This window comes from Halomonas sp. 7T (assembly GCF_025643255.1).
Taxonomy (GTDB): Bacteria; Pseudomonadota; Gammaproteobacteria; order Pseudomonadales; family Halomonadaceae; genus Vreelandella.
Window position 1 is genome coordinate 739078 of sequence record NZ_CP087112.1, and the last position, 20323, is coordinate 759400.

Genomic DNA, 20323 nt, shown 5'->3' on the forward strand with positions numbered 1-20323 from the left:
AGCGGCATTGAAAACCGTTACCTTAAACGCTCTAACCCTTGCGTTAGGGTGGCGCGGGAAAGCTCACCGAAGTGAGTGTTTACCAGCTGGCCTTCGGCATTGTAATAGAGCGTGGTAGGCATGGCATGGGCACCGGTGGCTTGGCCCAGGGCATTGTTGGGGTCTTGCCAAACGTTTTCCAGCGAAAACGCGTGTTGGTTCATAAACGCTTCTATTTGCTGAGCGCTTTCCCCTTGATTGACGAAAACAAACGTAATGTCCTGCTCCGCCTGCTGGGCGTCTTCAAACACCGGCATTTCACGAATACAGGGCGGGCACCAGCTGGCCCAAAGGTTCACCACCATGGGCTGCTGCTGTTGCTCTGCTAGTTGCGCTAGCGTGGTGGGCGCTCCGTCCCGCGTGGTCAACGCCACATCGGGTAAGGGGCGGGACTGTTGCTCAATCAGAAGAGAGCCTCCCGCGATTAGGCCCCAGGTGAGGCCGCCCACCAGCAATGCTCCGCTCAGCGGGATTCGCTGGCGAGGGGAACGCCATAGCGCCCAGGCGGCATAGCCCAGCGCGGCCACTAAACCACCGACGATATCGAAGCCGCCGTCGCGAATGTCCAGGCGGTCAAGCACGCCTTCATACTCGCCCCAGTAGCGCGCCACAAACACCAAGCGCGCAGCGATGATCGCGACAAACAGCACGGTGAAAAGGGTATCGCTCACACTTACCCGGTGGCGTTGACCGATCAGCGCGCCGGCGAGCAGTGCGAGCAAAAACGCTAACCCGATGATGAGCTGGTGAAGACTAAAGCCCATCGGGCCGATCGCAATGCTTTGCTGCAGCATAATTAACTAAAACCCCTATTAATGATCTTGGCCACAGTGTGTCATTGCGCGATTACTTGGCGATTATGTTTTTCTGCCCTGAGGCGATATGCCGCAATGCTCGCGTTAACCCGTCGCTACCAGCCAGTACACCGCATAAGGCGGCAGCGTTGGTTCCTCTTGCCCGCCGTTTTGAGGTGTGAGCGGTTGCCAATCATGCAGGCGCAGAGTGTGATTGACGGCGTCTCCAGCGCTATGCAGTGCAACCGGGGCGTCGGTCACGTTAAAGATTGTCAGCAGGCGACGGCCATCGCTGAGCGGGCCGCGCTCAATCGCCAATAGGTCAGGTGGGCTTGGCAGTACGCGTTGGGCAGCGTGGGGGTGGAAACAGGGTTCACTGCGACGCAGTTCAAGCAAGCGGCTAAGCGCATGAAACACGTCATGGGTGGGGGTAGAGGGGGTGTCAAGCAGCAGCGTTAGCTCATCACGTTTCCAGCGCCGCCGGTTAATCGAGCGTAGCCGCCCGCTGCGTTCAACCCCTTCTAGGTCATTGAGCGTAGCGGTCAGCGTATGCAGATAAAGCGCGGGAATTCCCTGTAGGCTCAGCATAATCGCTTGGCTGCAGATAAAGCGGGCTATTTGCCAAGGGTCTGGCCCACGCCGCGTGCCGCGCATGGCCTCAAACCAGGTAATGTTAATTTCATAAGGCGTGTCACTACCGTCGGGGTTGCTGCGCATGCTAACGAAGCCGCCAAAACGGTGCATTAACTCCAGCAGAGCGTCGCGCTCGTGGTCGGGCAGCAGCCCTTCAAGCGGACGTACGCCAATACCATCATGGCTGGCGGTAAAGTTTAAATACGTACACTGTTCAGGTAGCACCGGCAGATTAGCAAGCCAGCATTGCAGAGTGGAGGCTTCTCCACGGGTGAGGGTGTGTAGCAGCAGCGGCGGTAGGGCGAACTGATACACCATGTGCGCTTCATCGGGTTTGCCTGCGGGTAGGCGTTCCAGGCCAAAGTAGCTGATGTTTTCCGCGTGGGGCACGTTGGTTTCGGTAATCAGCAGAGTCCCGGGTGCCATCTCATCGACGATGGCTCGTAAAAGGCGCACCACCGTATGGGTTTCCGGTAAATGGATGCAGGCGGTGCCTAGGCGTTTCCATAAAAATGCGACGGCGTCTAAACGAATGATGCGTATGCCTTGCTGGAGATAAAACAGCAAAATGCCCACAAATTCGAGCAGTACATCGGGGTTTTCAAAGTTCAGGTCGATCTGGTCTTCGGAAAACGTTGCCCACAGGTGACGGGTGCCTCGTCGCGTTGCCACGGGCACTAAGAGAGGGCTGCTGCGCGGGCGCGTGACTTGAGAAACATCGGTTTCGGGGGCTACCTCTATAAAGTAGTCGCGTCCTGGCAAGCTGCCGGCAAGGTAGTCCACAAACCAGAGTGATTCTCGTGACACATGGTTAAGCACCAAATCCGCCATCAGGTCATAGTGGCTGGCGAGTTCGCGGATATGTGCCCAGTCCCCCAGCGAGGGGTCTACTTCCCGATAGTGAATCACCGAGAAACCGTCGTCGCTGCTCCAGGGAAAGAAGGGTAAGACGTGCACGCCGCTGATGCGCTCACCCAGATAGCGCTGGAGGAACGCATCGAGGACGGCAAGGGGAGGCGCATCGTCTGCCACAATGGAGTCGCCGTAACTGATCACCCACTGGTCTTTCTCGCTCCACATTGGTGCATCAGTGGCCTCAGGTGGTTCAGCGGCGTCAGCAAAAGACGCTGGGGCTGTCGGCAGCTGCAGGCGAAAGTGTGCCAGGTGCTGGGCTAGGCGACGCTGAACTTCACCGGCCCGAGGGCCGTAAAGGTGCGTTAAATAGGCGTGTACGGTTTGGTCGAAAGTGGGCATGCGGGCGTTCTCCTAAACAACTTACGACAAACGCTGCAGCTTGTGTGCCAAATCGTTACAATGCTAGGTTAATGCCGCGTTGAATGAAGAATCTGCTTTTTTGTGCTGTTAGCTGCACGAACTGACGCACGTAATAAATACGCCCGTAATAAATAATAGGTTGACTGCCATGCATTGCCCTTTTTGTGGTGCTAATGATACTCGAGTGTCTGATTCTCGGCTGGTAGCAGAGGGTGACCAGGTGCGTCGGCGTCGCCAGTGTGCCAGCTGCCATGAACGCTTTACGACGTATGAAACCGCCGAGCTGATTATGCCGCGGGTGGTGAAGTCCGACGGCTCCCGGGAGAGCTTTAACGAAGCCAAATTACGGGCAGGCATGCTGCGTGCGCTGGAAAAGCGTCCCGTGAGCGCGGAAGCCATCGAGGCGGCGGTTGAGCGTATTCGCCAATCGCTTCGCGCGCGAGGAGACCGTGAAGTTAACGCCCGCGAGATTGGTGAGGCGGTTATGCAGGCATTAAGCAACCTCGATCAAGTGGCCTATATTCGGTTTGCCTCGGTGTACCGTAAGTTTCAAGACTTGGACGAGTTTCGTGCTGAAATAGACCGGCTGTCGCAGGAGCCTGACCAAGCACGCGCGTTAGTGTCGCCCTCAAACGGCGGTAAACAGTAATGGGTGCTGGGTCTCGCTACGTTGCGTTTTCCCTGCAGGACCATCAGTACATGGCGCGGGCGCTTCAGTTGGCCAAACAAGGGCTCTATACCACCGACCCCAACCCCCGCGTTGGCTGCGTTATCGTTCGTTATGATGGCAGTGATGAAGGGCAAGTGGTCGGTGAGGGCTTCCATATCAGCGCAGGCGGCCCCCATGCGGAAATACACGCCCTCCAAGCAGCGGGCGATTTAGCCCGTGGGGCAACCGCTTATGTCACCCTTGAGCCTTGCTCCCACACGGGCCGCACAGGGCCTTGCGCGGTGGCTTTGGCAGAGGCCAAGATTGCTCGTGTGGTGGTCTCGATGGTCGACCCCAATCCTCAGGTAAGCGGGCAAGGTATTCAACAGCTTGAAGCTGCCGGTGTCACGGTGGAGGTAGGTCTGCTAGAGGCCGATGCCCGCGCGCTCAACCCTGGTTTCATTTCCCGTATGCAGCATAAGCGCCCCTTTGTGCGGCTCAAAATGGCGATGAGCCTGGATGGGCGCACGGCGATGGGGTCAGGTGAATCCCAGTGGATTACCGGCCCCGAAGCGCGCAGCCAAGTGCAGCGGTTGCGGGCGCGCTCCAGCGCTATTTTAAGCGGCGTTGAGTCGTTAATTATGGACGATTCACGGCTGACCTTGCGGGCCGACCAGCTGGCGCTGGCGAATGCCGAGGAGGTGGTTAAACGCCAGCCGCTGCGGGTTATTTTAGACTCCCGGCTGCGCTTGCCGCTGGCCGCTGCCTGTTTACGCGAGCCGGGACGTACACTGATTATCACCACCGAGCAGCACAGTGAAGAGAAGCGCCATAAGTTAGCTGCAGCGGGGGCTGAAATCGTCGTATTTCCTGCCGATCAAGCGGGGCGAATCGTGCTAGCTGACATGCTGGGCTGGCTGGCGGATAATGAGCAGGTTAACGAGCTGCTGGTGGAAACCGGCGCCACGCTGGCGGGCGCGCTGTTAGACGCTAACTTGGTTGATGAACTGCAGCTGTTTGTTGCCCCTACGTTACTGGGGGGAGAGGCCCGGCCGCTATTTGCTCTGCCGGGGTTAACGCGCATGGCAGACCAGAAACGGCTGACCATCAAAGAGATGCGCGCCGTGGGGCGTGACTGGCACATTATTGCCGAACCCCTAGCGGCGCCGTCTGACGCTGCCAAACCCGAGGCTGACTAGCGCAAGAAGGGATACCAAGGTACCCTGACGCGCGAAATCGCATGCAATGCGACCACTTTATTTTGGAGATTCCATGGCGCACGTCTCTTCTGAGGGGCTATCCCCTATCGCTGAGCTGGTGGAAGATATTCGCCAGGGCAAAATGGTGATTCTCATGGATGATGAGGATCGCGAAAACGAAGGTGATATCATCATGGCGGCCGAAAAAGTTCAGGCCGAGCATATCAACTTCATGGCGCGTTATGCGTGTGGCCTGATCTGCATGCCCATGACCCGCGAGCGCTGTGAGCAGCTGAATTTGCCGCTGATGGTGCGCGACAACGGTTCCGGCTTTGGGACTAAGTTTACGCTCTCTATCGAGGCAACAGAGGGAGTGACCACCGGTATCTCAGCGGCCGACCGTGCCCGCACCGTGCAAGCGGCGGTGGCGCCTCACGCTAAGCCGACCGATATTGTGCAGCCAGGGCATATTTTCCCCCTCATGGCGGAGCCGGGTGGGGTGTTGCGCCGTGCAGGCCACACGGAAGCGGCGTGTGACCTGGCCGCGTTGGCGGGTTGTGATCCCAGTGGGGTGATCTGCGAGATCATGAATGATGATGGCAGCATGGCGCGCCGCCCGGAGTTAGAGGTGTTTGCCAAGCAGCACGGTATTAAAATTGGCACGATTGCTGATTTAATTCATTACCGTATCGTCAATGAGCAAACCATTGACCTGCTTGAATCCTCAACCGTTAATACGGCCCACGGCAAGCTAGCACTGCATGTATTCCGCGACCGCATTCAAGGCGCGCACCATCTGGCCCTGGTAAAAGGGCAGCCCACTCCCGAGCAAGCGACCACCGTGCGCGTGCATTTAGCCGATACGCTGCGGGATGTGCTTGGCTTACTGAAAAATGAGCAGGGCCGCTGGGATGCCCAGCGTGCGATTAGTGAAATTGCCCAGGCATCTGCCGGGGTGTTTGTACTGATTGACGATGGTCGGCCACATCAGGATTTGAAAGATCAGCTGGATATTTTCCTAGATCGCGTGCGTCAACCGCGCACCAGCGACTCGGATGGTTCTGGCAACTATTTAACGATTGGTACCGGCTCGCAAATTCTGCGCCACTTGGGCGTAGGTAAAATGCGGCTACTTAGCTCCCCGTGGAAATTCTCGGCCCTCTCCGGGTTTGATCTCGAAGTTGTCGAGCGCCTGGGGCCTAATGACACGGCGTATGAGCCAACTTTTCAGCAGGAATAAATTGATGCAATCCCTTTCGCAAGTTGAAGGCACCTTTGTAGATGTTGATGGCCGTTATGTCATCGTGGTTGGGCGGTTTAACCACCACGTGGTGGACAGCCTGGTGGAGGGTGCGGTTGATAGCTTAACTCGCCACGGTGTTGATGCTGAGAATATCCATATCGTTCACGTGCCCGGCGCATGGGAATTGCCGCTGGCGGTAAAGCGCGTGCTTAAGGTCATGCAACCTGATGCCGTCATTGCATTAGGTGCGGTCATTCGCGGCGGTACGCCCCATTTTGAATACGTGGCGGGTGGCTGTAACACCGCGATGAATCACCTCCAGCTTGAGTTTGATACGCCGGTAGCCAACGGTGTATTGACCGTTGAGTCTATTGAGCAGGCCATTGAGCGTGCGGGTACCAAAGCCGGTAATAAAGGTACTGAAGCGGCCATGGCCGCGATGGAAATGGTCTCGCTGCTGCGCGCACTGCCCTTAGGAGATAACCAATGAGCGAACGTCGTGAGCGTAAGCCCTCTGCTGCGCAGCAAGGGCGCCACGCTGCGCGTGAGTTGGCGGTGCAGGGGCTTTACCAGTGGCAGATGACCGGTAAATCCATCACCACGATTGAAGCTGAGTTTCGTAGCCAAGTGGCTGACGATGACCTGGAAGATCACGAAAACTGGGTCAAAGTGATGGAAATTGCCGATAAAGCGCTTTTCCATGAGCTGCTGCACAATACGGTGCGCTTCAAGGCGGAGCTTGATCGTGAAATTTCTCCGCTGTTGGATCGCCGTTTAGAGGATCTCGATTCGGTAGAGTTGGCGATTCTGCGTTTAGGCGCTTACGAGCTTTCCCGCCGAATGGAAGTGCCGTACCGCGTCGTCATTAATGAGGGCGTTGAGCTGGCTAAATCATTTGGCGCTACTGATGGTCATAAGTACGTGAATGGCATTCTCGATAAGCTGGCGAACCGCTTACGTAGTGCCGAAGTCAGCGCCCGCCGTTTATAAGCGGGCGGCCTGATCCAGCGTTTAAGGGGCCTTTGTGCTTGCCGAATTTGAACTGATTCGACGCTATTTCATGTTGCCGCAGGAGGCGCAAGCGACAGATGGCGTTGCCCTAGGAAATGGCGACGATGCCACGCTACTGGTGCCCAAGGCTGGGCACCAGTTAGCGGTTAGCGTCGATACGTCCGTTATCGATGTCCACTTTCCCTGCGATGCTCCCGCGTATGCGGTAGGGCATCGCGCCCTTGCCGTGGCGTTAAGCGACTTGGCTGCCATGGGCGCGACCTCGCGCTGGTGTTTAATGGCGTTAACGTTGGATCAGCGGGCATTTACAGAACATGCCGCCGCCGAGCAGTGGCTAGCGGACTATGCAAAAGGGTTTCACAACCTCTGCCAGCAGCACGCCACTGCGCTGGTGGGCGGTGATGTTACCTCTGGAGCGCTGACCATCGGCGTTACCGTGATGGGCGAGGTGCCCGCCGGTGAAGCGATGACCCGAGCCGGTGCTAAGCCCGGTGACGTGGTTGCGGTAACCGGTGCATTAGGCGGTGGTGCGGGCGGTTTGAGCCATTGGCAACAGGGGGGGCGTGACGTATCGCACCCCTTGCTCCGGCGCTACCTGTTGCCTGAACCCCGGCTTGCAGCGGGCACTGCGCTTCGGGGCATCGCCACGGCAGCCATGGATATCTCCGATGGTCTGCTGGCAGACCTTGCCCACTTGCGTACTGCTTCACAGGTAGGTGTAGTACTGGATGTGGAGGCGATTCCGTTAGCGGAAGGGCTGGTCGAGCAGTGCGGGCTTGATGCGGCTCGTCAAGCAGCCCTTTCAGGTGGCGACGACTACGAGCTGTTGGTAACGCTCGCGCCTGGCGATGTGGCGCGTGCCCAGGCAAGCCTTGCTCACCTTGGTTTGCCCCTTACCGTGATAGGGCAGTGTTGTGAGGCGCTGGGAGTGAGCGGTATCGCTGCGACCGACTATGCCGGCTGGCAGCACTTTAGCGGGGGTGAGCGATGAACCGCGCGCCCGCCAGTGTTTGGCGAAGGCCCACCCATTTTTTTGCTTTTGGCCTGGGTAGTGGCACCGTGCCTTGGGCGCCTGGTACCTTTGGTACGTTGGCGGCTATTCCTTTTTACTGGATGATGGCCGAGCTGCCGTTGGTATGGTATTCAAGCATAGTGCTGGCCGCGTTTATCGTAGGCGTTTGGCTCTGTGAGAAAACGTCGCAAGACCTAGGCGTCCATGACCACTCAGGCATTGTCTGGGATGAGTTTGTAGGCTACTGGATTACCATGGCGGCGGTGCCCTTTTCCTGGGAAGCCGCACTGTGGGGCTTTATTGTATTCCGCATTTTTGATGTCTTTAAGCCCTGGCCTATCCGCTGGGCAGACCGACGGGTAGCCGGTGGTTTTGGCATTATGATCGATGACGTGATGGCAGGGATTTACGCTTGGAGTACCATGCATCTGTGGTTCTGGCTGCATTGAATCTGGTTATGTTTATTTAGGCTGCACGTTGTGGCTTTGTTTGTATAACCCGTTAGGTAACGCTGGCTCCACTGGCCATTTTGGGCTGTCAAAGGAGAGGGCATGCGCAAGGAACGTCTAATTGCTCCGATTCTCGCCGTTATCGCCGTTGCTTGGATGGTGGCTCAACTGCTGTCAAGCGTACTGTTTGAGCGCAGCCTTCGCCAGGCGCTCGAAGATCTAGAGGCGCGCGGGGAGTGGCGGGTGAGCCGTACGGAAAGTCGCCAAGGGTGGCTGACCTCAAAAGGAAGTTTGCTGCTGTCGCCGCTGCTTGGCCGTCCCTGGCGTCTAGAGCTCAACTACCGAGCACGCCACGGTATTTTAAGTACGGATGTAGAAGGCACCCTGCTGCCGCGTTTAGACAGCGTTCTACAGAAAGCCCTCGGTGAAGTGTCAGCGCCTTCGGTGCCGCGCTGGCAGGGGCGCTATCACACGCTGAGCGGTTATAGCGAACTGCGTTTAGCGCTGGCTCCGTTTGTCATTCAACAAAATGGCCGAGAGCTGGAGGTGCGCGGCGCGCGCGTCCGCCTAGAAGGCGTATTTGGTGACTGGCGCACCCGGGTGCTATTGGATCAGCTGACCTTAACCGACGGGTTGGCGCAGCTCTCTTTGGGCCCTAGCGTGCTGGAAAGCCGCTATACCTATATTGACGATGCCTACCATTTTGCCCAGCGCGACCATCTGCATATTGAACACCTAGCGCTCAACTATCCCGCCTATGATATCCAGGTGGAACCCCTGGATGTGCATAGTTACATGGTGCTTGACGAGAGTGAGCTGCGCCTTAAAGGTGAACTTATTGTGGGTGACGTTCGAGTGCCCAGTGAAGCCCCCGAAACGTCCCTGTTTAGCGGCAGAGTAGAAGCAGAGCTGTCACGCCTTAATGCAGATGCCGTACGCGAGACGATTCGGCGGTTGCGGCAGGAGGCTGCCTGGGGAGATGCAAGCCTGCCCATGGCAGAGGGGCTGCTGGCCCGTTTAGAGCCGCATCTACTGCAGGTGTTAAGCGATTCCCCCCGCTTGGATGTGCCGGCTATCGTGATAGATAGTCCGTTGCTGGGGCTGAGCGTTGAGGCAGACGGTGCGCTGTTTTTCGATGGTCGCGATTTGGAGGACTTAAGTATCGCTGCCCTGGAAAAGCCTGAGGAGCGTGCTCGTTGGGTTGAGCGTATTGATGGCGATTTCATATGGCGCGATGCGCCTACCGTAGCGGCACTCTGGTTAGGCTTGCCACTCGGCACCCGTGAGCTACAGTTTGATGTGGTGCGCGGTGTATGGCGGGTTAATGGACGTCCCATGCCAGCGTTATGGCCATCACCCTAGTGGTCTTAGCAAAAAGCCGCGTAAACCGTCGTAAAGGGTTGAAGTTTTAGCTCTCTGCCCGCATCCCACAGGTTATATCAAGCAGCGTCAGTGCTTAGTCACTGTTGCTGGTTACTGTGGATTGGAGGGCGCATGAGCGACCAAGATTACGACCGCGATGACGAACATCTAGATTGGCTAACCGATGAGGAGCCACAAGAGGCCCACGAATCGTCCTCTAATAGTGAAGATATCTCTGCCAATGAAGAGCTCCGCTCCGATGGCGAGCGAATTAACTCGCTGGTGCCTGCGAGTGATATGCTGCCAGAGCGTATTTACCTGCTGCCGATTCACAATCGTCCCTTTTTTCCTGCCCAAGTTCAGCCGTTGGTGATTAACCGCGAGCGTTGGGAAGAGACCATGCGCCGGGTGGGCAACACGCCTCATCACACCATTGGGGTTGCGTTTGTCGGTGAGCAGGGCGTGGATTCGCTTGACCATGAGCGTTTTCCCGCGATTGGGACTGCCGTTAAGGTGCATAAGCTGAAGAGCGAGGATCAGCAGATCCAGTTTATCGCCCAGGGGCTACAGCGTTTTAAAATTACTCGCTGGCTTTCCAAAGAGCCGCCCTATTTAGTTGAAGTGACTTACCCCAAAGAGCCGGTTGACGCGGAGAATGAAGAAACCCGCGCTTATGCCATGGCAATTATCAACGGCATCAAGGAGCTGCTGCCGATTAATCCGCTATATGGCGAAGAGTTAAAACACTATCTCAACCGCTTTAGCCCCCACCAGCCGGGGCCGTTGACCGATTTTGCCGCAGCGATTACCTCCGCGAAAGGCCCTGAGCTTCAGGACGTGCTGGCCACCCTTTCAGTAGAAGAGCGTATGCAAAAAGTGCTGCCGCTGCTGCGTAAGGAAATTGACGTGGCGCTACTGCAGGGCGAGATCAGCGAGCAGGTGAATGCGCAGATGCAGGAGCGTCAGCGGGAATTCTTCCTGCGTGAGCAGCTGAAGGTCATTCAGCGCGAGCTGGGCATCTCAAAAGATGACCGCGAAAACGATGTCGACACCTTTAGAAACCGTTTGGAATCGCTGGTGGTGCCCGAGCGGGTGCAAGCGCGCATCGATGATGAGCTCAATAAGCTCAGCGTGTTGGAAACCGGCTCGCCAGAGTATGGAACGACACGCAACTATCTGGATTGGCTAACTTCACTGCCCTGGGGAGTCACCAGCCAGGATAAACTGGACTTGGCCCATGCCCGTGAAGTGTTAGACCGTGACCACGATGGCTTGAAAGATGTGAAAGAGCGGATCATCGAGTTTTTGGCTGAGGGCACGTTTAAAGGCGATGTGGGTGGTTCTATCGTGCTGCTGGTTGGCCCGCCTGGAGTGGGTAAAACCTCGATTGGACGCTCGATTGCTGAAGCGCTGGGCCGCGAGTTTTACCGCTTTTCCGTGGGGGGCATGCGCGATGAGGCCGAGATCAAGGGGCATCGGCGCACCTATGTTGGCGCCATGCCCGGCAAGCTGGTCCAGGCCTTTAAAGAAGTGGAAGTTGAAAACCCAGTGATTATGCTGGATGAGATCGACAAACTTGGTCAATCCTTCCAGGGTGACCCCGCTTCGGCACTGCTAGAGGTGCTGGACCCTGAGCAAAACGTTGATTTTCTTGATCACTACCTTGATGTGCGGATGGATCTTTCTAAAGTTTTGTTTGTATGCACGGCGAATACCCTGGACAGCATTCCAGCCCCGCTGTTAGACCGGATGGAACAGATACGCCTGTCAGGCTATATCGCTGAAGAGAAGCTGCAAATTGCCAAACACCATCTTTGGCCTAAATTGCTTAAGCGCGATAACTTGCCTAAAAAGCGTATTAATTTAACGGATGCTGCGCTTAAACAGGTAATTGATGGCTACGCCCGCGAAGCAGGGGTACGTCAGTTGGAAAAGCAGCTGCACCGTATTGTGCGTAAAGCGGCGGTTAAGTTGTTAGAAGAGCAAGTTGAAACAGTTAAAATTTCGGTTAAAAACCTGGAAGAGTTTTTAGGTGCGCCCCTATTCCGGAAAGAGAAAGTGCTTAAAGGTGAGGGGGTGGTCACCGGGCTTGCCTGGACATCGATGGGGGGCGCTACGCTACCGATTGAAGCCGGTAAAGTGCATGCTCTAGACCGTGGGTTTAAGCTCACCGGTAAACTGGGCGATGTGATGAAAGAGTCCGCCAATATTGCCTATAGCTATACGCTGGGCCATCTGGCTGAGTACGGCGCTGATGCGGACTTCTTCGACTCAGCGTTTGTGCACCTTCACGTACCCGAAGGTGCCACGCCGAAAGACGGCCCTTCTGCTGGGGTTACAATGACGACTGCGCTGCTTTCCCTGGCTAAGCATCAGGCAATTACGCGGCCGCTCGCCATGACAGGTGAGCTAACGCTAACGGGGCAGGTGCTTCCCGTAGGAGGAATCCGTGAAAAAATTATCGCCGCACGGCGTAGCGATATCTTCGAAGTCATTCTGCCGGAAGCCAATCGTCGCGATTACGAAGAGCTGCCCGACTACTTAAAAGAGGGAATGACGGTGCATTTTGCTAACCGTTACCGTGATGTCGCTAACGTAGTGTTTAGCTAGCTAACATTTAATCTATAATTCGACCGTTTAAATCAAGCGCCATTCTATAAAGAATGGCGCTTTTTTACATTTGTTTACTAGTTAAATTAAGCGGGGAGAAAGGATAATATCCGCCAATATAAAAGGGCTTCTGATTCGCGGTAAAGCTTTCAGCAGTTTCTAAATTACAACCCTGGGAACCCCTGAATGCGCAATAACCAACCTATCACGCAACGTGAATACGCGCTGGACGACGAAACGGTGTTAATTTCTCGTTCTGACTTAAAAGGCAATGTGACTTACGCAAACGCTGCGTTTGTGGAGGTGAGCGGCTATACGCGGGATGAGTTGATGGGCGCGCCTCACAATCTGATTCGCCACCCCGATATGCCAGAAGCGGCCTATGCTGATTTTTGGAAAACCATCCATTCTGGCAAGACGTGGCAGGGTACGGTGAAAAACCGTCGTCAAAACGGCGATCACTACTGGGTCAATGCGACGGTTGCACCGCTAAGGGATGGTGATCGGATTGTTGGTTATACCTCGTTACGGCGTAGAGCATCGCCTAAGCGCATTGCCCTGGCCGAAAGAGTGTACGCCGAGATTCGTGAGAAGGGTAAGTCGCGCCGTTACGCACTTTCAGAAGGCCAACTAAAGCGTCGAGGGATCGGCGGTATTTTTGCCCGTTTTCAGCTAACGAGCTTAAAAGCCAAGCTGACCGGCATGGTCATTGCCGCGTTGGCTCTGCTCGCGTTGGCCGGTGGGTTGGGAATGTACGGGCTAATACAGTCCGGTGAGCGCTTGGAAACGCTAAACCGTTCTGGCCTTGAAGCCGTGGCGAATTTGCAGCGTATCGAGCGACATATTGGGCAGGCGGTTGAAGTCATTGAGCCAGCGGTACGTAATCCAAGGCGTGTCGATATCGAGGCTACGGCCATCTCATTGAATGAGCATACTCAAGGTGTCGACGCCTTGTGGAGTGCGTACCGTGCCCAGGATGATTCGGATGACGAAAGCGTGCAAGCGTTTGAGTCAGCGTTGACTACTTGGCGCAACGGCGTGGATAGTGCGCTAGCGGCCATCATAGATGCCAATGGATTTGCAGCATTTGAAGCGTTTAATGACAGCGTTCAGCCCACCACTGATGTGCTTCGCGAAGCGAGCAGCCAGCTCGTTAGTCAAGAGCGTCAGCATGCCGAAACGCTCGTCTCTGAAGCGCAGCAAGGGCGCCAGAAAATGCTGATGGCGCAGGTCGTACTAATGGTGATAGGGCTGTTAGTGATGGTAGGGCTAAGCTTTGTCATTCTTAAATCCGTATTTCGCAGCTTGGCGGGCGCACGCCATATGACGTTTCAAATTGCGGCGGGCAATCTAGCGGCGCGAGAACGTCGCGAGACAAATGATGAGCTAGGCGAGTTGCTCTACTCTCTGGACACCATGCGCTTTAGCCTGGCGAGTATTGTCGGCGATGTTGAAAATCGCGTCTCAGTGGTGACGCCTGCGGTGCAGCAGATTGCCGCTGAAAATGAAGAGCTTGCGTCGCGCACCGAGCAGCAGGCGTCTTCGCTTCAGCAAACGGCGTCTAGTATGGAAGAAATGACCTCGACGGTTCAGCAGAATACTGAAAATGCCCGACAGGCTACAGAGCTTGCTGCGCAGAATGCAGTGAGTACCCGGGGCACCCGCGAGCAAATGGTGCAGTTGGTCGAGCGGATGCAGCGTATCGCTCAGCGGGCCGATAAAATGACCGAAATGATCGGCGTGATCGACGGTATTGCGTTTCAAACCAATATTTTGGCACTGAATGCCTCTGTTGAGGCGGCGCGTGCGGGTGAGCATGGCCGTGGATTTGCGGTTGTCGCCAGCGAAGTACGTACGCTGGCCAGCCGAAGTGCGGATGCTTCAAAAGAAATTCGTAAGATGATTGATAGCACCACCGAGGAAGTCAGCGGCGGGCGTAGCGCCGTTGAGCAAGCAGAGCAAGCGATTGAAAACGTTATGCAGCAGGTGAGCCGTGTCAGTGAGTTGATGGAGTCGATTAGTACGGCTTCCAGCGAGCAGAGCAGCGGCATCGGCCAGATCAATTCAGCGATTGCCGAAATGGATAACGTTACGCAGCAGAATGCCACGAAGGTACAGAGCATTGCTGCCTCGGCGGATAACTTAGCCATAGAAGCGTTTGAGCTAGCTAACGTTGTTGACGCGTTCCGGTTAGAAGGTGCTCAGGACGAAAGCGTTCAAGCTGCCCGTGAAAAACTCAACCATGTTAACCAGGCGCTGCGCAAAGCATCACTTAGTTTGCCTGCCACCGCATCCTCGACAGCGTCTAACCACGCCCAAGATACGCAGAGCTGGGAAAGATTTTAAGCTTTGGATAGGCAGCTTACCGTTTGCAAGAGGCGCCTCGACGAGTAATTTGAAACTAGTGCTTTGTGCTTAAGACCTTTGTGCTTAGGACATCAACTACGTTAATGCCACTTTCGGGTGGCATATTTTATGCAAGGTATTACGCTAAAAGTAGCTGTGAGTTTTTTGAAAACCGCTCTTTAAACAGAGCCATGCGTGCTAGGTATGTGCACCACTCACATCGGCTTTCTATATCCATTAGCGTAATACGGGTCGCATTGCCAAGCGATGTATCGAACCTGTCATAAAAAAAAGTAGGGAATTTTAATGAGCATAATTGCCCAGGCAACCTTTGAACTTGCTGATGATGAAGTACTGATCTCCCGCTCTGATCTCCAGGGGAATATCTCCTACGTGAACCAGACATTTATCGATGTTAGTGGTTACTCGCAGGCAGAGTTAATAGGTGAGCCCCATAGTGTTTTTCGTGATCCAGAAATTCCCTCTTTGGTATTCAAAAACATGTGGGACACCATCGGTAAAGGGAAAACCTGGCAAGGAGTGCTTAAAAATCGCTGTAAAAATGGCGATACCTACTGGGTGGACACCACGGTAGCACCGTTGCTGGATGGCGATCGCGTGGCCGGTTATACGGCGATCCGCCGTAAAGCGGGGCCAAAATCTATTGCTCGCGCTACCAGGGGCTATATCGCTATGCAGCAAGGGCGCGGTCGAGGTTTTAGGCTCCATAATGGTGCATTGCGTCGTGCTGGGCTGCGTGGTTGGGTGCAGCGGTTCAGCTTTAGCAGCATGCAGGCCAAGCTGATGGGTATGGTGGTTGCGGCTATCGCGCTACTGATAGTGGCAGGCGCTGCTGGTGTTTATGGATTAACCAGCTCGTCAGAGAGGTTACGCACGCTAAACCAAACAGGGCTTGAGGGTATCGCTATTTTGCAGCAGCTTGAGCAGCGCACGGGGCAGCTGCTGCAAGCGTTAGAGCCTGCCGTGCGTAACCCACGCCGTGCCGATTTAGCGCTGCTTGAAGAGCAAGTCACTAGCCTCAGCGCAGATATGGGTCAAACGTGGCAAGCGTTTTCACAGCAGCGCAGCCATGCCAGTAGTTTTCAGCAAGGGCTCGCCGCTCATATTGATACTTTTTTAGCGGGTACTGACGATGCTTACACCGCTATTCGTGATGGCAACGGTTTCGCCGCTTTTGAGGCCTTTAACAATATTGTTCAACCTACTTCTGAAAGTATTAGCGCGACTGTTAATGTATTAGTTGATCAGGAGCGATTGGCTGCCCAGAGCTTGATGGAGAGTGCCGAGCGTCAGCAAAAAAACTTGCTGTGGGGGCAGTTAGGCGTTCTTTTATTCGGCATTGTGGTGATGGTTTGGCTGAGTGTCGCTGTTCTGAAGTCACTGCTGAGGTCACTTAGTGAGGCCCGCCGAGTCACGTTCCAAATTGCAGCGGGCAATCTTGCCAACCGGGTGACCCTCAAGCGTGATGACGAGCTAGGTGAACTGCTGGCGTCACTGGAAACGATGCGGGCGAGTCTGTCGGGGTTAATTACCGAAGTGGGTAATAAGGTAGACGTTGTGACGCCCGCCTCGGAGCATATCAAACAGCAAAATGAGGAGCTGGCGTCTCGTACTGAGCAGCAAGCTTCTTCGTTGCAACAAACCGCTTCCAGCATGGATCAAATGACCGCGACGGTGCAGCAGAACACCGAAAATGCGCGTCAGGCCAATCAGCTCGCCATGCAAAACGCCACGACCAGTCGTGAAACAGGCGAACGTATGCAGGCACTGGTGGAGCGCATGGAACGCATTGCCGCGAGCGCCGATAAGATGAACGATATTATTACGGTGATTGACGGCATTGCCTTCCAAACCAATATTCTGGCATTGAATGCCTCCGTTGAAGCTGCCAGAGCAGGCGAGCAGGGTCGCGGCTTTGCCGTAGTGGCCAATGAGGTGCGTAACTTGGCAGGCCGCAGTGCTGATGCCGCGGGTGAAATCCGCCGTCTGATCGATACTTCTTCCCAGGAAATTGCCGGTGGCGCTGACGCTGTGAAGGAGGCCGAACAGGCCATTGAGCAGGTCGTCAAACAGGTGATGCGGGTCAGCGACATTATGGAAGAGATTAGCACCGCCTCAGATGAGCAAAGTAGTGGCATTGCGCAAATTAATACGGCGGTCTCTGAGATGGATCACGTCACTCAGCAGAATGCTGGCAAGTTGCAGTCAATCTCCAGTGCGGCGCAGCAGTTAACGAATGAAGCAAAGGACTTGGCCAATGTTATTGCTGCCTTCCGGCTAGAGGGGGCAGAAGAGGAGAGCAGTGAAACGGCGCGACTGCGCTTGCAGCGCCACGATGCTCAATCGCCTAGCCTACCGCTACAGCGTGATCAGCAAACGGGGTCCCAGCCACTGCCTAAACAACGGCCGTCAACGGCTGCCACGGAAGAGGAGTGGGAAACCTTCTAGCCGCTAGGCGGCCTTATGCGCTTTGGTTGTCCTCTATATCTAGTCTCGGCGGGGCGCTCATGCCACAATCTAAAAACCGCTGGATTCAACTACCTGCCGCCAAGTCTGCGGCAGGCCATGATAAAGATGTAGAGGACACCATGCCTGAGTATCGCTCCCGTACTACCACTGCTGGCCGTAATATGGCCGGTGCCCGTGCCCTTTGGCGTGCTACGGGTATGAAAGATGACGACTTCCATAAGCCCATTATTGCAGTGGCTAACTCGTTTACTCAGTTTGTACCGGGTCACGTTCACTTAAAGGATATGGGGCAGCTCGTTGCCCGTGAAATCGAAAAAGCAGGCGGTGTTGCTAAAGAGTTCAATACGATTGCGGTAGATGACGGCATCGCGATGGGCCACGACGGCATGCTTTACTCGCTGCCTAGCCGCGACATCATTGCAGATAGCGTCGAGTATATGTGCAACGCCCACTGTGCCGATGCATTGGTGTGCATTTCTAACTGCGACAAAATTACTCCCGGAATGCTGATGGCGGCTATGCGTCTCAATATTCCGGTGATTTTTGTTTCCGGTGGCCCCATGGAAGCGGGTAAAACGAAGCTGCTCGATCATGGCCTCGATCTTGTCGATGCCATGGTGATGGCCGCCGACGATAGCGTCGATGATGAAACCCTGGCCGAAGTCGAGCGCAGTGCGTGCCCCACCTGTGGCAGCTGTTCGGGTATGTTTACCGCCAACTCCATGAACTGCTTAATGGAAGCGCTGGGACTGGCGCTGCCGGGTAACGGCACCGTGCTGGCCACCCACTCAGACCGTCGTCGACTGTTTGAAAATGCCGGCCACCGCATTGTCGAACTCGCTAAACGTTTCTACGAAGGTGAAGAGGCTCACCTGTTGCCCCGTGCGATTGGTAATAAGGCGGCGTTTAAAAACGCCATGACGCTCGACATTGCTATGGGTGGCTCGACCAATACGATTTTGCACCTGCTAGCGGCGGCGCAAGAGGCGGAAGTCGACTTCTCCATGTCGGATATTGACCGCCTTTCCCGTGAAGTGCCGCAGCTATGTAAAGTGGCCCCCAATACCCAGAAGTACCATATTGAAGATGTGCACCGCGCAGGCGGCATCATGGCGATTTTGGGTGAACTCGACCGAGCAGGCGTGCTGGATACCTCGGTTCCCACCGTCTACGGCGACAGCTTGAAAGCGGCGCTGGAGGAGTGGGATATCATGCGTTCGCCAAGCGCAGAGGTGGTGGAGTTCTTTAAAGCAGGCCCCGGTGGCGTGCCCACTCAAACGGCGTTTTCGCAAAGCACTCGCTGGCCAAGTCTCGATGGCGACCGCGCGACTGGCTGTATCCGTGATTTGGAGCATGCGTTCTCCCGCGAAGGCGGCTTGGCCGTGCTGTATGGCAATATCGCGCTTGATGGTTGCGTCGTGAAAACCGCAGGCGTTGATGACTCCATTCTAGTGTTTGAGGGCAAAGCCCACGTGGTGGAGTCTCAAGACCAAGCCGTTGCCAACGTATTAGATGGCAAGGTGAAAGAGGGTGATGTGGTCGTCATTCGCTACGAAGGCCCCAAAGGTGGCCCCGGCATGCAGGAGATGCTGTACCCGACCTCCTACTTGAAATCGAAAGGCTTGGGTAAGGCTTGTGCGCTGCTCACCGATGGCCGTTTCTCCGGCGGTACATCAGGTCTCTCGATTGGCCACGTCTCTCCAGAAGCGGCGGCAGGTGGCGCGATTGGTTTGGTCGAGCAAGGCGATACCATCTTGATTGATATTCCTAACCGCACCATCAACGTACAGCTCAGTGATGCAGAGCTGGCCAAGCGCCGGGAAGCCATGGACGCTAAGGGCAAAGACGCCTGGAAGCCGGTTGAACAGCGCCCGCGCAAGGTGACTCCCGCGCTAAAAGCCTATGCGCTGCTCGCCACTTCCGCTGATAAAGGCGCGGTGCGCGACCTCTCCAAGCTGGATTAATTGCGTCATAACAGCCCGTCTCGTACGGGCTGTTTTTTTGCCAACCGTGAACCGTCAAATCGACTAAGGATTGTAATGAAGGCGATCATCAACGTTGGCCTTGTTGGCTATGGCTTCGCAAGCAAGACCTTCCATGCCCCGCTGATTCAAGCGACGGAAGGGTTGGATCTAGTGGCGGTTTCCTCAAGCGATGCGGCCAAGGTGAAGGCGGGTCTGCCCAATGTGGAAATAGAAAGCCAAGCGCTGGCGCTATGTAGGCATCCAGACCTTGATCTCATTGTGATTCCCACCCCGAACGATACCCACTTCCCCTTAGCCAAAGCGGCACTCTTAGCGGGTAAGCATGTCGTGGTCGATAAGCCATTCACCGTGACGTTCTCAGAGGCAAAACAGTTAAAAGCCCTAGCGGTGGATAAAGAGCGGCTGATATCGGTCTTTCACAACCGCCGCTGGGATAGCGACTTTCTGACCATTCAGGCGCTCTTAAAGGAAGGCACGCTGGGGCGCATGACGGGGTTTGAGTCGCGCTTTGATCGCTTTCGCCCTGAAGTGCGTGACCGCTGGCGGGAAAAAGCCACGCCAGGTGGCGGTATTTGGTACGACCTAGGCCCGCACCTTTTGGATCAGGTTTGCGAGCTATTTGGGATGCCCAACGCCATTTTACTGGAGTTAGGCATGCGCCGTGACGGTGCCAAAGCGGATGATGACTTCCTCTGTTTGCTGGAGTACGACGGTTTTAGAGTGTGCTTAAGTGCCGGTACGCTGGTAGCCGAGCCGACGCCGCGTTTTCGCATCCACGGCACCAAAGGTAGTTACACCAAATATGGTCTTGACCCTCAAGAAGAGCGCTTAAAGGATGGCGAAATACCTTCCCCGCACTGGGGGGTGGATACTCCTGGTACGTTGGCACTTAACGAAGATGAAAACGAGTCCGCGTCTATTCAGCATCGCGAGCACCCAACGCTGCCGGGGAACTACCTTGCTTACTATCAAGGGGTTGCGGCCGCCTTACGTGATAGCGCTCCGCTGCCGGTCAATATCGACGATGCACTGCGTAGTATGATGCTGCTGGAAGCGGGTCTAGACAGCCATCGGCAGCGGCGTTGGATAGCGCTTAAACCTCATTTGTAGCGAGAGGCGCTGTTTACTGGCCGGTTTGGGCCTTTTATGTGGATACAGCACGACTGTCCCTGAGTTTCGTAGCCTGGGCTGGGTGAAAGAGAGAGTTGAAGAACTTTTAGCCACCA

General features: G+C 55.5%; 15 protein-coding genes. 13 read left to right on the forward strand and 2 right to left on the reverse strand.

Annotated features, from left to right (window positions below; genetic code table 11):
• Window positions 1-17 precede the first annotated feature (17 nt).
• Both LOS15_RS03385 and LOS15_RS03390 read right to left on the reverse strand, forming a co-directional pair.
• A complete protein-coding gene (locus tag LOS15_RS03385; protein WP_263068115.1) occupies window positions 18-833 on the reverse strand; it encodes a TlpA family protein disulfide reductase in 816 nt (271 codons plus the stop codon).
• 105 nt (window positions 834-938) lie between these two features.
• Complete coding sequence (locus tag LOS15_RS03390; RefSeq protein WP_263068116.1) at window positions 939-2720, reverse strand: sugar phosphorylase; 1782 nt, start codon at window positions 2718-2720, stop codon at window positions 939-941.
• A 169-nt stretch (window positions 2721-2889) separates the two neighbouring features.
• On the opposite strand from LOS15_RS03390, the gene nrdR reads away from it, so the two are divergent.
• The 13 genes from nrdR to LOS15_RS03455 all read left to right on the forward strand — a co-directional run bounded on the left by nrdR (window position 2890) and on the right by LOS15_RS03455 (window position 20207).
• The gene (nrdR, locus tag LOS15_RS03395; protein ID WP_263068117.1) at window positions 2890-3390 is read left to right on the forward strand and encodes a transcriptional regulator NrdR; all 501 of its coding nucleotides are present in this window, start codon (window positions 2890-2892) and stop codon (window positions 3388-3390) included.
• A complete protein-coding gene (ribD, locus tag LOS15_RS03400; protein ID WP_263068118.1) occupies window positions 3390-4589 on the forward strand; it encodes a bifunctional diaminohydroxyphosphoribosylaminopyrimidine deaminase/5-amino-6-(5-phosphoribosylamino)uracil reductase RibD in 1200 nt (399 codons plus the stop codon). The genes nrdR and ribD overlap by 1 nt, the downstream gene beginning before the upstream one ends.
• A 73-nt stretch (window positions 4590-4662) precedes the next feature.
• A complete protein-coding gene (gene ribBA / locus LOS15_RS03405) occupies window positions 4663-5829 on the forward strand; it encodes a bifunctional 3,4-dihydroxy-2-butanone-4-phosphate synthase/GTP cyclohydrolase II (RefSeq protein WP_263068119.1) in 1167 nt (388 codons plus the stop codon).
• Window positions 5830-5833: 4 nt separating this feature from the next.
• Window positions 5834-6322 carry a 6,7-dimethyl-8-ribityllumazine synthase gene (gene ribE, locus LOS15_RS03410; protein ID WP_009098693.1) on the forward strand — a complete coding sequence of 163 codons (489 nt, stop codon included), beginning with the start codon at window positions 5834-5836 and terminating at the stop codon, window positions 6320-6322.
• Entirely contained in the window at window positions 6319-6822 is a 504-nt protein-coding gene (gene nusB, locus LOS15_RS03415; protein WP_263068120.1) for a transcription antitermination factor NusB, read from the forward strand. Before ribE ends, nusB begins: the two co-directional genes overlap by 4 nt.
• A gap of 34 nt (window positions 6823-6856) precedes the next feature.
• Entirely contained in the window at window positions 6857-7834 is a 978-nt protein-coding gene (gene thiL / locus LOS15_RS03420) for a thiamine-phosphate kinase (RefSeq protein ID WP_263068121.1), read from the forward strand.
• On the forward strand, window positions 7831-8304 hold the full coding sequence (locus LOS15_RS03425; protein WP_263068122.1) for a phosphatidylglycerophosphatase A: 474 nt from the start codon (window positions 7831-7833) through the stop codon (window positions 8302-8304). Before thiL ends, LOS15_RS03425 begins: the two co-directional genes overlap by 4 nt.
• Window positions 8305-8406: 102 nt before the next feature.
• A complete protein-coding gene (locus LOS15_RS03430) occupies window positions 8407-9666 on the forward strand; it encodes a YdgA family protein (protein WP_263068124.1) in 1260 nt (419 codons plus the stop codon).
• Window positions 9667-9798: 132 nt separating this feature from the next.
• Window positions 9799-12276 carry an endopeptidase La gene (lon, locus tag LOS15_RS03435; RefSeq protein WP_263068126.1) on the forward strand — a complete coding sequence of 826 codons (2478 nt, stop codon included), beginning with the start codon at window positions 9799-9801 and terminating at the stop codon, window positions 12274-12276.
• Between the two features lie 186 nt (window positions 12277-12462).
• Complete coding sequence (locus tag LOS15_RS03440; protein WP_263068127.1) at window positions 12463-14622, forward strand: PAS domain-containing methyl-accepting chemotaxis protein; 2160 nt, start codon at window positions 12463-12465, stop codon at window positions 14620-14622.
• Between the two features lie 306 nt (window positions 14623-14928).
• The gene (locus LOS15_RS03445) at window positions 14929-17091 is read left to right on the forward strand and encodes a methyl-accepting chemotaxis protein (protein ID WP_263068128.1); all 2163 of its coding nucleotides are present in this window, start codon (window positions 14929-14931) and stop codon (window positions 17089-17091) included.
• Window positions 17092-17231: 140 nt separating this feature from the next.
• A complete protein-coding gene (ilvD, locus tag LOS15_RS03450; protein ID WP_263069609.1) occupies window positions 17232-19076 on the forward strand; it encodes a dihydroxy-acid dehydratase in 1845 nt (614 codons plus the stop codon).
• 75 nt (window positions 19077-19151) lie between these two features.
• Entirely contained in the window at window positions 19152-20207 is a 1056-nt protein-coding gene (locus tag LOS15_RS03455) for an oxidoreductase (protein ID WP_263068129.1), read from the forward strand.
• Window positions 20208-20323 lie beyond the last annotated feature (116 nt).